At 29.2% G+C, this 12,883-nt stretch carries 12 protein-coding genes; 10 read left to right on the top strand and 2 right to left on the bottom strand.

Annotation, left to right across the window (positions count from 1 at the left end):
* Positions 1–137: 137 nt before the first annotated feature.
* The 6 genes from ACN0WB_RS03365 to ACN0WB_RS03390 all read left to right on the top strand — a co-directional run bounded on the left by ACN0WB_RS03365 (position 138) and on the right by ACN0WB_RS03390 (position 5,755).
* Positions 138–515: a VOC family protein gene (locus ACN0WB_RS03365; RefSeq protein ID WP_417428843.1), complete on the top strand. Its 378-nt coding sequence runs from the start codon at positions 138–140 to the stop codon at positions 513–515.
* A gap of 118 nt (positions 516–633) precedes the next feature.
* Positions 634–1,692 (top strand): tRNA preQ1(34) S-adenosylmethionine ribosyltransferase-isomerase QueA, encoded by a 1,059-nt coding sequence (gene queA / locus ACN0WB_RS03370; RefSeq protein WP_417428845.1) that lies wholly within the window; start codon positions 634–636, stop codon positions 1,690–1,692.
* A gap of 108 nt (positions 1,693–1,800) precedes the next feature.
* Complete coding sequence (rlmN, locus tag ACN0WB_RS03375) at positions 1,801–2,835, top strand: 23S rRNA (adenine(2503)-C(2))-methyltransferase RlmN (protein WP_417428847.1); 1,035 nt, start codon at positions 1,801–1,803, stop codon at positions 2,833–2,835.
* Between the two features lie 56 nt (positions 2,836–2,891).
* Complete coding sequence (locus ACN0WB_RS03380) at positions 2,892–3,803, top strand: sterol desaturase family protein (protein WP_417428849.1); 912 nt, start codon at positions 2,892–2,894, stop codon at positions 3,801–3,803.
* Between the two features lie 20 nt (positions 3,804–3,823).
* The gene (locus ACN0WB_RS03385; RefSeq protein ID WP_417428851.1) at positions 3,824–4,696 is read left to right on the top strand and encodes a hypothetical protein; all 873 of its coding nucleotides are present in this window, start codon (positions 3,824–3,826) and stop codon (positions 4,694–4,696) included.
* An 81-nt stretch (positions 4,697–4,777) separates the two neighbouring features.
* Complete coding sequence (locus ACN0WB_RS03390) at positions 4,778–5,755, top strand: polyprenyl synthetase family protein (RefSeq protein WP_417428853.1); 978 nt, start codon at positions 4,778–4,780, stop codon at positions 5,753–5,755.
* On the opposite strand, the gene ACN0WB_RS03395 is transcribed toward ACN0WB_RS03390, so the two are convergent.
* Positions 5,736–7,457: a helix-turn-helix domain-containing protein gene (locus tag ACN0WB_RS03395; RefSeq protein ID WP_417428855.1), complete on the bottom strand. Its 1,722-nt coding sequence runs from the start codon at positions 7,455–7,457 to the stop codon at positions 5,736–5,738. The genes ACN0WB_RS03390 and ACN0WB_RS03395 overlap by 20 nt on opposite strands.
* 227 nt (positions 7,458–7,684) lie before the next feature.
* On the opposite strand from ACN0WB_RS03395, the gene ACN0WB_RS03400 reads away from it, so the two are divergent.
* Entirely contained in the window at positions 7,685–7,891 is a 207-nt protein-coding gene (locus tag ACN0WB_RS03400) for a hypothetical protein (RefSeq protein WP_417428857.1), read from the top strand.
* 56 nt (positions 7,892–7,947) lie between these two features.
* Entirely contained in the window at positions 7,948–8,160 is a 213-nt protein-coding gene (locus tag ACN0WB_RS03405) for a hypothetical protein (protein ID WP_417428859.1), read from the top strand.
* A 297-nt stretch (positions 8,161–8,457) separates the two neighbouring features.
* Here the strand turns inward: ACN0WB_RS03405 and ACN0WB_RS03410 are convergent, their stop codons facing one another.
* A complete protein-coding gene (locus ACN0WB_RS03410) occupies positions 8,458–8,754 on the bottom strand; it encodes a hypothetical protein (protein ID WP_417428861.1) in 297 nt (98 codons plus the stop codon).
* A gap of 129 nt (positions 8,755–8,883) precedes the next feature.
* On the opposite strand from ACN0WB_RS03410, the gene ACN0WB_RS03415 reads away from it, so the two are divergent.
* Both ACN0WB_RS03415 and lpdA read left to right on the top strand, forming a co-directional pair.
* The gene (locus tag ACN0WB_RS03415) at positions 8,884–11,316 is read left to right on the top strand and encodes an alpha-ketoacid dehydrogenase subunit alpha/beta (protein WP_417428863.1); all 2,433 of its coding nucleotides are present in this window, start codon (positions 8,884–8,886) and stop codon (positions 11,314–11,316) included.
* Between the two features lie 142 nt (positions 11,317–11,458).
* Complete coding sequence (gene lpdA, locus ACN0WB_RS03420; RefSeq protein ID WP_417428865.1) at positions 11,459–12,847, top strand: dihydrolipoyl dehydrogenase; 1,389 nt, start codon at positions 11,459–11,461, stop codon at positions 12,845–12,847.
* The last annotated feature ends 36 nt before the right edge of the window (positions 12,848–12,883 follow it).

Below are 12,883 nucleotides of genomic sequence, written 5' to 3' on the forward strand. Positions count from 1 at the left end.
AAAAAGGATGCCGTTTCAACCGGGGCTAAAAAGACGTTTTATTTTTTCTTTCAATTGTTGCTCACAATACGTAAGAACGCGCCTCAAGGCAGTTCAGATTTATAAAACATTGGTTACATTTTATAAAACAAAAAACTATGAAAAAAGTAATTGGAATTGGCGGAATTTTTTTCAAAACAAAAAATCCAGAAACTTTAAGAGAATGGTACAAAATACATCTTGGTTTTGATATAAACGATTATGGCGCAACTTTCGATTGGAAAGAATGCTCAGATTCAGCAAAAAATGGCGCCACACAATGGAGTCCTTTTAAAGAGGATACAAAATATTTTGAACCTTCCAACAAAGAATTTATGATTAATTACATCGTAGAGAATCTGGAAAAATTAGTAGAAGAATTAAAAAAATCTGATGTCATTATTTTAGATGATATAGATGATTCGGATTACGGAAAATTTATCCATATTTTAGATTGCGAAGAAAATAAAATCGAGCTTTGGGAACCCAGTAAATAATTACAAAAATAGTTTTTAAACTAATTTGCTCATTTACTTGACAAACGCCTTTTCAAAATCGTATATTTGCACCCCGAAACAGAAAAACTGTATCGTTTAATTATTTTTAAATAAAACTATGTCGAAATTAAAAACTTCAGACTTCAATTTTCACTTACCAGAACATCTTTTAGCAGAACATCCTTCTGCAAACCGCGATGAGGCGAAATTGATGGTTCTTCATCGTAAAACACAAACCATTGAACACAAGCTTTTTAAAGATGTGATTAATTATTTTGAAGAAAAAGATTTATTTATTTTTAATAATACAAAAGTTTTTCCTGCACGTCTTTATGGAAATAAAGAAAAAACAGGAGCGAAAATTGAAGTTTTTTTACTTCGAGAATTAGATAAAGAAACACGTGTCTGGGACGTTTTAGTGGATCCAGCTAGAAAAATAAGAATCGGAAATAAATTATTTTTCAATGAAGATGAAAGTTTAGTAGCAGAAGTAATTGATAATACAACTTCCCGCGGAAGAACTTTAAGATTTTTATACGATGGTTCTTATGAAGAATTCCGTGCAAAACTGAAAGAATTAGGAGAAACGCCGCTTCCAAAATATATTAAAAGAGAAGTAGAGCCAGAAGACGCAGAACGGTATCAAACGATTTATGCAAAAAACGAAGGTGCTGTTGCAGCGCCAACTGCAGGTTTGCATTTCTCCAAACATTTAATGAAAAGATTAGAAATTAAAGGAATTGATTTCGCAGAAGTAACTTTGCACATTGGTTTAGGAACTTTTAATCCTATTGAAGTGGAAGATCTTTCTAAACATAAAATGGAATCTGAAGAAGCTATTATTGATCAAATTAATGCAGATAAAATAAATTTAGCAGTAGAACAAGGTCGCCAAATTTGCGCTGTTGGAACAACAACAATGCGTGCCATTGAAACTTCCGTTTCTTCTAATAAAAAAATTGGACCTTATACTGGTTGGACAAATAAATTTATTTTTCCACCACACGATTTTGGTGTTGCAACTTCTATGATTACCAATTTCCATATGCCCAAATCTACATTAATGATGATGATTGCTGCATTTGCAGGTAAAGATTTTCTGATGCATGCTTATGAAGAAGCTGTGAAAAACGAGTATAAATTTTATTCTTACGGAGATGCGATGTTAATACTCTAAACAATTTTAAAATAGTAATTTTAAATTTTAGATTAATATCTTTTTAAAGTTATTAAACTAAAATTTTTTATTTAAGCTTAAATCAAAAAATAATTAAAATCTAAATTTTTGCGCGATTTACGAACTTTATCACTTTCAGAACTTCAAGATTATTTTTTAAGCTTAGGTGAAAAACCATTTCGTGCGAAACAGGTTTATGATTGGTTGTGGTCAAAAAACCTTCATTCTATTGAGGAAATGAACAATCTTTCAAAAGAATTAAGAGAGAAAATTTCTAAAGATTTTATAATAAAACCAATTTCTGTTGATCAATTACAAAGAAGTTCTGATGGAACTATTAAAAATGGTGTAAAATTACACGACGGACTTTTAGTAGAATCTGTTTTAATTCCTACAGAAACTCGAACTACAGCGTGTGTTTCTTCCCAAGTTGGTTGTTCTTTAAATTGTGAATTTTGTGCAACTGCACGTTTAAAACGAATGCGAAATTTAGAAGTTGCAGAAATTGTAGATCAAGTTGCATTAATTGATCAGCAAAGTAAAATGTATTTTGATAGACCGCTTTCAAACATCGTTTTCATGGGAATGGGAGAACCAATGATGAATTATAAAAACGTAGTAGAAGCCATCAGAAAAATTACCGAACCAGAAGGTTTAGGAATGTCTCCGAAAAGAATTACAGTTTCAACTTCGGGAATTCCGAAAATGATAAAAATGTTGGCTGATGAAAATATTAAAGTAAAATTAGCACTTTCTCTTCATTCTGCAATTGAAAAAAAGCGAAATGAAATCATGCCTTTTTCAGATAAATTTCCTTTGACAGATATTTTGGATTCATTAAAATATTGGTATCAAAAAACGGGAAATATCGTCACTTTTGAATACTGCGTTTGGAAAGGAATTAATGATGAAGATGAAGATATTAAAGCTTTAATAAAATATTGTAAACAAATTCCAAGCAAAGTCAATTTAATTCAGTACAATCCAATTGGTGACGGAAAATTTGATCAATGTAATAAAGCTGCGGAAGAAAATTACGTTCGTCAATTAGAGAAAAGTGGAATTACAGTTATGATTCGGCGAAGTAGAGGAGGCGATATTGATGCAGCTTGCGGACAATTAGCCAATAAAGCAGCAGAATAATTTATTATTTTTTACTAAGTTCTTAATGCATTAACTTTGCAATAAATTAAATTTCTATGAGTATTTTTATTGGCGAAGATGGCCTTCAAAATATTTATACATGGGCAATCCCGCTTCATGCAACTGTTATTTTATCAGAAATGATTTACAGTCATTATTCTGAAAGTAAATTATACAGCGGCAAAGATTTAGCTCAAAATATTTATTTGGCTCTCGCTAATTTTGGTTTGGATCTCGCAATGAAAGTTACGGCAATGTTCGTGATGTTTTTCTTTTATTCTTATCGTTTATTTACTTGGGAATTTACTTTATTTTATTGGGTAATTTGCTTTGTTATAACTGATTTAGCTTATTACGTTTTACATTATGTAGATCACCATTCGCGTGCGTTTTGGGCAGTTCATATCACACATCACAATTCAGAATATTTTAATTTAACCACCGGTTTTAGAAGTTCAGTTTTAGAACCACTTTATAGATATTTATATTTTGCGCCACTCGCTTTTTTAGGATTTAATCCGTGGCATATAATGGTGGTTTATGCAATCGGACAAGTTTATGGAACTTGGGTACATACACAAACGGTAAAAAAAATGGGATTTTTAGAACATATTTTAATTACGCCTTCTCATCACAGAGTTCATCATGCATGTAACATTAAATATTTAGATAGAAATATGGGAATGGTGCTCGTTTTTTGGGATAAAATATTTGGTACTTTTGAAAAAGAAGATGAAAAAGTTCCTGTAAAATATGGAATTTATCCGAAAATGCCGGATGATAAACCTTTAACAGTTTTTGCTTATGAATGGCGAAAAATTTGGAAAGATTTAAAACAACCTAATTTAAAATTTACCGATAGAATTAATTACATTTTTAATTCTCCTGGTTGGAAACATGATGGAACAGGAAAAACTGTGAAACAATACCAAAAAGAATATTTTGAGAAAATGAAACTTAAAACTTAGATAATTCTATAAAATTTTCAATGAAACAATTATTATTAGTTTTTACAATTCTATTTTCTCCAAGTTTTTCAGCACAAAAAACGGAAACTTTTAAAATTAAAAAATACCAAATTGCCATTTTGGGAGATAGTTTAAAAGAAAGTTCTGGACTTAATTTTTTTAATGGAAAACTTTACACTTTCAATGATAGTGGGAATTCTGCGGAATTATTTCAAATAAGTTTAGATAGTGCGAAAATTCAAAAGAAATTAAATACAAAACTTCGGAACGAAGATTGGGAATCTTTGACAAATGATGGTGAAAACTTTTACATAGGAGATTTTGGAAATAATTTAGGAAGTAGAAAAGATTTAAAAATTTACAAAATTCCGTTTCGTGATTCTTTGGTTTTAGATTCTACAAAAACCATTTCATTTTATTATCCTGAGCAAAAAGATTTTACGCCAAAAAATTTAAATAATGATTTTGATGGCGAAGCAATGATATTTTTAAATGGAAAAATTCACATTTTTACCAAAGAATGGAAATCAAAAGAAACCACTCATTATATAATTAATCCTGAAAATTTTGAAAATCAAGCAGCTGAAAAGATTGAAACTTTTAAAACTGATTTTGTAGTAACAGATGCTTCTTACTTTGAAGATAAACTCTATTTAATTGGCTATACAAAATTGGCAAAAGTGTATTTAATAGTATTTAAAAAATCTGAAAATGATACTTTTTTTAGAGAAACGCCAAAAAAATATTATTTGGGAAGTGCATTTTCATTGAGCCAAATAGAAGGAATTGCAGTAAATAAAGACGGAATATATATTTCAGGTGAAGAATTTCACTCACCTTTAGGAATTAAAAAAGGACAATTCTTTTTCATTCCTTTTTCTGATTTTGATTAATTTTCCTGCTTTTTCTCAGCTTATTTCTACGCAAAAAATAGCTTATATTTGCTTATCATTAAATTCTAACTTTTTAGTTCTGTGTCTCAGATTGTAGAAGAAATAAAAAAACCAATTATGGAAGAAATGAAACTTTTCGAGCAAAAGTTTTATGAATCTATGACCACAAAAGTGGCGTTATTAGACAAAGTAACGCGTTTTATTGTAACTACAAAAGGAAAACAAATGCGCCCAATGTTTGTTTTTTTGTGCGCAAAATTAGTGGGTAAAGTGAATGAAAAGACTTTTCGAGGTGCTTCAATGATTGAGTTAATTCACACCGCAACTTTAGTACATGACGATGTTGTAGATGAAAGTTTCAAACGTAGAAATTTTTTTTCAATTAATGCTTTATGGAAAAATAAAATTGCAGTTTTAGTAGGTGATTTTTTACTCTCAAAATCTGTTTTACTTTCTACTGATTTTAAAGATTATGATTTACTTTCGGTGATTGCGAGAACCATCAGAGAAATGTCTGAAGGTGAATTGTTGCAATTAGAAAAAGCCAGAAAACTAGATATTACAGAAGATGTTTATTATGAAATTATTCGCCAAAAAACGGCAACTTTAATTGCAGCTTGTTGTGAAATTGGCGTTTTATCTAATGATGTAAATGAAGATTTAGCTAAAAAAATGCAGAGTTTCGGAACATTAACTGGAATGGCTTTCCAAATAAAAGATGATCTGTTTGATTATTTAAGTGAAAATTTCATTGGAAAACCTGTTGGAATTGATATTAAAGAACAGAAAATGACTTTGCCGTTAATTTATTCTTTAAAAAATGCTTCAGAAAAAGACCGAAAATATCATTTCCAGACGATTAAAAGATTTAAAGAAGATAAAAAAAGAGTGAAAGAATTAATAGCTTTTGTGAAAAAAACTGGTGGTTTAGATTACGCTATTTCTGTGATGAAAAATTATCAGCAAAAAGCAAAATTAATTTTAAATGAATTTCCAGATAATGAAGCAAAATATTCTTTAAATTTAATGCTTGATTATGTTATAGAGCGGAAGTTTTAATTTGTTCTTTCATTAATTTTATAAAAACACTTGGTTTCATATCAAATTTTCTTTGAAAGTTTTTACTAAAACTATCCGTACTACTAAAACCTGCAATTAGAGCCAATTCTTTAACATCTTTATGTAAATATTTTCTTTGAGATTTAAGTTGAGAAAGAATATAATCTACTCTTAAATCATTAATATAATGATTGAAATTTTTATCTTTATAAACATTAATAACTCTCGAAAGATAGCTGGAATTTGTACCAAAAGTTTCACTTAAAGATTTTTGAGAAATTTGAGGATCTAAATACAATTTATTAGTCTCTAAATTTTCCAACTCTTTTACAATATGTTCTACAATTTGTGGATTTATACCGGGAATATCATCATAAAAAATTTCTTCAACTTCAGGACTGTCTAATCTTGAATTTGTTTTTAAGTTGAAATTACTTTTATTTCCATCGAAATGAATAATGTTTTCAAACCTTTCTCTATATTGTTTTTTCAATTTCAAAAAACGGTAAACAAAAAATAAAGCACCAAATAATACTAAAATAATTAAAATACTGTAAAATATCTGCTGTTGTAAAAGAGAATCTTCTAAGCGGTCTTTTTCTTGTTGAAGTTTCTTTGTGTCGTACTCTTTATTTATAGTAGTGTAGAGATATTTATAATTTTTCTCATAATTCCGATCAAGATTCATTAACTTTTTTACATATTGTAATTGTAAATTTTTGTTTCCTGAATTTTGATAATATTTAATTAAATATTCATAGGTAGGTCGGAAATGAGGATCGAGTTTTCCAGTTTTAGAATATTCTGTATCTATTAATTTAAAAAAATAGATTGCTTTCTCTTGATTACCTTCTTCCCAATAAGAAAGACCTAAATAAAAATTCTCTGTAAAATGAAAACCTTTATCCTTATATAAATTTAACGCTTGATTTAATTTTAAAATTGCAATGTTATAATTTTTTTCAAAATAAGCATCTGTTCCTTCTGAAGATATGAAATAAGGTAAATATTGTTTTAAATTATTTTTTTTTATATAATTGAATGCTTCAGCGAGTAATGTTTTATTTTCTTTTTGTTTATATAGTTTCGTATTTGTATCTATATAACTCATTAAAGAATAGAGATAAAACATTTCATTATCCTTACCAAGAATATTAGAATTTATATTTTTCTTAAAATAACTAATACATTGTTTTAACTCTTCTTGAGCTTCACTGTAAAGTCCTAAATAAATTTTATTTTGTGCAATATAATATTTGATTTTATAGGTAGTATAATCATCTCCGGTTTTATTAGAAAATTTTATAGCCTGTAAAAAATCATTTAAAGATTTCTGATATTTTATTTCTTCCATCCAAGTCTTGCCTCGATTAATATAAGCGCTACTCAAAAGGCTTGCTTTGCCACTTTTTTTTGCAATATTTAAAGCGCTATCCGCAAAAGCAATATTTTTCGGAAATTTTGAATTTGTTGTGGAATATCTGTAAGCATAAATAAGTGTTTCGTAATTTTTTTCTTTTTTAGATTTCTGAATATAAAGATTAATCATTTTCCACATTTTTGTAGAATCTGAATGTAAATGATCTATCTTTTCTTCTATTTGTTTGTAAGTTAAATCACTATTAGAAGCTTTTTGGGCTTCAATATTTGGTAATAAACAGAAAAGAAAAAATAGAAAAAGAAAATATTTAGAGTTAATCATAAGTTCTTGAAAATCAAACAAATATCAATTTATTTTTTGTTTTTAAAATTGAGATTTACAAAATTAATGCTTTTATTTTTAAAATGAAGTTCTTTTTTTTTGATATAAGAGTCATTTTTTATGATATAGCAGTTCAAACTGGTCTTGTCATTTGGAAGCAATAATGTAATGTTTATAGATTTGGCATAAGTTAAAATAACAACATAACAATTTAACACTTATTTATTATGAAAAAAATTATTTACCTAAGTATCGTTTTAGTTACTTTATCATTAACATCTTGTAGAGATCAAGAAGATATGGTACAATTAAACGATGTAAAACCTACCAATGTTGCAGCAAAAAATGCAACAAATAATGATTCTACTAATTATACAGAATTCAATTCTTCATCTGAAGAGCAAGGGGATCCAACCAAACCACCAAAATTGTAAAATTTCATTAGTTAAATTATTTAATAAAATAAAACAGTTAAAATATAATAATCATTATGAAAAAATTTATTTATCTATGTATTGTATTAGCAACTTTATCATTAAGTTCATTCAGAACACAAGAAGAAATAGTACAATTAAAGGACATAAAATCAGTTGCAAAAACTTTAAATGAATTTACAAGTAATAAAATTGATTCTAAAAATTATGCTGCTTTTGATTCTTCTTCTACGGAACTAGATAATCCTACAAGCCCACCAAGAGACTAAAGTTTGTTAGAAGTGAACTGTAATTATTCTTCACTTTTTAAAATAAGAAATTTTTTTTCATCATTTGTGTTGATCTCTTCCGTTTCTAAACGGACGGAAGGGATTTTTTTAAAATCATGAAAAACTTTAGAGCAATCTAAAAAACGACTTTTTTTTCATCATTTGTGTTGATCTCTTCCGTTCATTCGGATGGAAGAGATTTTTTTTAAAATTATGAAAAACTTTAGAGCAATCTAAAAAACGACTTTTTTTTCATCATTTGTGTTGATCTCCTTTGCAAATTGTAAAGGGGATTTTTTAGTGAAATAATTTTATAAATAACATTCCTATAGCAAGAAAAATACAAATCAAAGCACCTAAAAACAAAAAATCCGCAAAAGATTCATACTTTATTTTATACTTTTCATTTTCACTTCGGATAGCTAAGAAAGAAAAAATACAGCTCATTGTGAAAAGCAGAGCTGCAATTCCCACAAATTCATCTAAATAAGTAGATTTATCAGTATTGGTAATTTTGAGAGAAGTAATTATCAATAAACAAAATCCTAATAAATTAGAAGAAGCGTTCAAAATATGTGGAGATTTCTCTCTCATTTTTATATTTTTTATACAAATTAAGAACTTGTATTGCAGTTATAAAAATTTGATTTTATAAAATTCTATTAATTATAATATTTTAATATTCTTTAGTAATTAATTATCTTTGTAGAAATCCATTGTATTATGCAAAACACCTATATAGAAACGCAGCAAATCTCTTTTCAAGATTTTAAAAATAATATTTTAGAAGATTATAAATTAGGTAGGATTTCCCGAGAAATGTCTTATTTAGGAAGAAAAGAAGTTTTAACAGGCAAAGCAAAATTCGGTATTTTTGGTGATGGAAAAGAATTACCTCAATTAGCAATGGCTAAAGTTTTTAAAAATGGAGATTTTCGTTCTGGTTATTATAGAGATCAAACTTTTGCTTTAGCGATTGATGCTGTTTCTATAGAAAGTTTTTTCGCACAACTTTACGCCGATACAAATACAGAAAGAGAACCAGCTTCTGCAGGAAGACAAATGAATGGTCATTATGGAACCCGAAGTTTAAACGAAGATGGAAGTTGGAAAAATTTAACAGAACAAAAAAATAGTTCACCAGATATTTCTCCAACTGCAGGACAAATGCCGCGATTATTAGGTTTGGCTCTTGCTTCTAAAATATATAAAAAAGTAAAATTTGAAGGTTCAGAAAAATTTTCTAACAACGGGCAAGAAGTTGCTTTTGGGACAATTGGCGACGCTTCAACAGCAGAAGGACATTTTTTTGAAACATTAAATGCAGCTTGTGCGCTGCAAGTTCCGATGGTCATTTCTATTTGGGACGATGGTTACGGAATCTCCGTTCCTACAGGTCAACAAAGAGCAAAAGCAGATATTTCAGAAATGCTTTCTGGTTTTCAAAGAAAAGAGGGAGAAAATCAAGGGTGTGAAATTATACAAGTTCAAGCCTGGAATTATCCACAGCTTTTAGAAGCTTACGCAAAAGCAGAACATTATGCGAGAACGGAAAGTGTCCCTGTAATTATTCATGTAATAGAAGTAACGCAACCGCAAGGACATTCTACTTCTGGCTCTCACGAAAGATATAAAAATGAACAAAGATTAAACTGGGAAAAAGATTTTGATTGTCTTAATAAATTCCGAGAATGGATTTTAAATTATTCTATTGAAATTGAAAATAATGAACAACTTCTGGCAAGTGTGGAAGAGTTAGATTCAATTGATTTAATGGCAAAAAAATTAGTAAAAGAAGGTCAAAAAAAAGCATGGGAAAATTATCAAAGGAGCATTAATGATTTAAAATTAGAAGTATTTCCTTTAATAAAAATTTTAAGTGAAAATAATTCAAAAGTTGCTTCTTTATTAGAAATATTTGATAAAAAGGTAACTGTTAGTAAAAAGGATATTTTCCATTTAGTACGACAAAGTTTATTAGTAACAAGAACTGAGAATTCTGAAAATAGAAATAATTTATTAAAAAGATATTCTCAAATATTTGGTCAAGAAAAAGATAATTATTCTTCACATTTATATTCTCAATCTCAATGGAAAGCAACGAATGTAAAAGAAATTGCACCTATTTTTTCAGACAATTCTGAAACGGTTGATGGAAGAGTAGTGGTGCGAAATAATTTCGATAAAATTTTTGAAAAATATTCAGAAGCTTTGGTTTTTGGTGAAGACGCTGGAAATATTGGAGATGTAAACCAAGGATTAGAAGGTTTGCAGGAAAAATATGGAGATTTAAGAATTGCAGATACAGGAATTCGTGAAGCAACGATTCTTGGACAAGGAATTGGTTTGGCTTTACGCGGATTAAGACCAATTGCAGAAATACAATATTTAGATTACGTCTTGTATTGTTTGCAAGGAATGAGCGACGATTTAGCGACCGTTCAATACAGAACAAAAGGCGGACAAAAAGCGCCGGTAATTATTAGAACTCGAGGTCATAGATTAGAAGGAATTTGGCATTCTGGTTCTCCGATGGCAGGAATTTTAAATCTATGTAAAGGAATTTTAGTTTTAACTCCAAGAAATTTGACAAAAGCCGCAGGTTTTTACAATACAATGTTGCAAAGTGACGAACCTTGCATTATTATTGAGCCTTTAAACGGTTACAGATTAAAAGAAAAACAGCCCGATAATTTGGGCGAATTCACTTTACCAGTTGGGCAAATTGAAGTAACAAAAGAAGGAAAAGATGTGACTTTAATTTCTTATGGTTCCACTTGGAGATTAGTTATGGATGCAGCAGAACAATTAGAAAAATTAGGAATTTCTGCAGAAGTGATCGATGTTCAATCTTTAATTCCATTTGATTTAGAAAAAAATATTTTAAAAAGTCTTCAAAAAACAAATCGTTTGGTTATTATTGACGAAGACGTTGAAGGCGGTGCATCGGCGTTTATTTTGCAACAAATTTTAGAAGTTCAAAAAGCTTTTAAATATTTAGATTCAGAGCCAATCACTTTAACAGCAAAAAATCATCGTCCTGCTTACGGAAGTGATGGTGATTATTTTAGTAAACCTTCTGTAGATGATATAATAGAAACTATTTATAATTTATTTAATGAAGTAAATCCAGATAAATTTCCGACGATTTATTAGAGTTTATAAATGGAATATGTAAACTTTCAAAATCAGATTTGAAAGGTCTTTTTTGATGTTTTTGTTAAGAATTAGAAGGTTTAATTCTAATTTTTAAAATCATTATTTTTCACTAAATTTGCTTAAATTTTTTTACAACATTATGAACTACGATATTATTGTTATTGGAAGCGGTCCGGGAGGATATGTTGCAGCAATTAGAGCAGCACAATTAGGTTTTAAAACTGCAATTATTGAACGCGAAAGTTTGGGTGGAATTTGCCTTAATTGGGGTTGTATTCCAACGAAAGCACTTTTAAAATCTGGGCAGGTTTTTCATTACATAAATCACGCAGAAGAATTTGGTTTAAATAAAGTGGAAGCCAGTTTTGAATTTCCGAATATCATTAAAAGAAGTAGAGGCGTAGCTAATAAAATGAGCAAAGGCATTGAATTTTTAATGAAAAAAAATAAAATCGATGTTATTTTTGGAACAGCAAAAATTGCAAAAGGGAAAAAAGTAAATGTTACAGATAAAGATGGAAAAACTACCGAATATTCTGCTACAAATATTATTTTAGCAACTGGCGCAAGATCACGAGAACTACCAAATATTCCCCAAGATGGCAAGAAAGTAATTGGTTATAGACAAGCAATGTCACTTCCAGAACAACCAAAATCTATGATTGTAGTGGGTTCTGGTGCAATAGGTGTGGAATTCGCAGATTTTTATAATTCTATTGGAACTAAAGTTACAATTGTAGAATTCATGCCAAATGTGGTTCCTGTGGAAGATGAAGAAGTTTCTAAACAATTAGAAAAATCTTTAAAAAAATCAGGAATTGATATCATGCTAAATTCTTCTGTAGATTCAATCGACACTTCTGAAAACGGAGTTAAAGCAAATGTAAAAACCGAAAAAGGAAATATTACTTTAGAAGCTGATATTTTACTTTCCGCTGTGGGAATTGCTTCAAATCTTGAAGGACAAGGTTTAGAAGAAGTAGGAATTAAAACAGATAAAGGTAAAGTTTTGGTTAATGAATGGTATGAAACTTCTGTTCCTGGTTATTATGCAATTGGAGATTTACTACCTACACAGGCTTTGGCGCATGTTGCAAGCGCAGAAGGAATTACTTGTGTTGAAAAAATTAAAGGTTTGCATGTAGAAGCAATCGATTATGGAAATATTCCTGGTTGCACTTATTGTCATCCAGAAGTGGCAAGCGTCGGAATGACGGAAAAACAAGCCAAAGAAAAAGGTTACGAATTAAAAATTGGAAAATTTCCTTTCTCCGCAAATGGAAAAGCCACTGCAAATGGTGATACAGAAGGTTTTATTAAAGTAATTTTCGATGCAAAATACGGCGAATTTTTAGGTTGTCACATGATCGGAACTGGGGTTACCGAAATGATTGCCGAAGCTGTAGTTGCAAGAAAATTAGAAACTACAGGACACGCTTTGTTAAAAGCAATTCATCCACATCCAACATTATCCGAAGCAATGACAGAAGCAGTTGCTGCAGCTTATGGTGAAGTAATTCACATTTAAGAAATATTCAAATTACTAAAAGGCGGTTTTATAACC

This window comes from Halpernia sp. (assembly GCF_048269545.1).
Taxonomy (GTDB): Bacteria; Bacteroidota; Bacteroidia; order Flavobacteriales; family Weeksellaceae; genus Halpernia.

Coding starts and splice junctions, on each gene's coding strand:
- ACN0WB_RS03365 (WP_417428843.1), top strand. CDS start 138: ATGAAAAAAGTAATTGGAATTGGCGGAATTTTTTTCAAAACAAAAAAT.
- queA (WP_417428845.1), top strand. CDS start 634: ATGTCGAAATTAAAAACTTCAGACTTCAATTTTCACTTACCAGAACAT.
- ACN0WB_RS03380 (WP_417428849.1), top strand. CDS start 2,892: ATGAGTATTTTTATTGGCGAAGATGGCCTTCAAAATATTTATACATGG.
- ACN0WB_RS03385 (WP_417428851.1), top strand. CDS start 3,824: ATGAAACAATTATTATTAGTTTTTACAATTCTATTTTCTCCAAGTTTT.
- ACN0WB_RS03395 (WP_417428855.1), bottom strand. CDS start 7,457: ATGATTAACTCTAAATATTTTCTTTTTCTATTTTTTCTTTTCTGTTTA.
- ACN0WB_RS03400 (WP_417428857.1), top strand. CDS start 7,685: ATGAAAAAAATTATTTACCTAAGTATCGTTTTAGTTACTTTATCATTA.
- ACN0WB_RS03405 (WP_417428859.1), top strand. CDS start 7,948: ATGAAAAAATTTATTTATCTATGTATTGTATTAGCAACTTTATCATTA.
- ACN0WB_RS03410 (WP_417428861.1), bottom strand. CDS start 8,754: ATGAGAGAGAAATCTCCACATATTTTGAACGCTTCTTCTAATTTATTA.
- ACN0WB_RS03415 (WP_417428863.1), top strand. CDS start 8,884: ATGCAAAACACCTATATAGAAACGCAGCAAATCTCTTTTCAAGATTTT.
- lpdA (WP_417428865.1), top strand. CDS start 11,459: ATGAACTACGATATTATTGTTATTGGAAGCGGTCCGGGAGGATATGTT.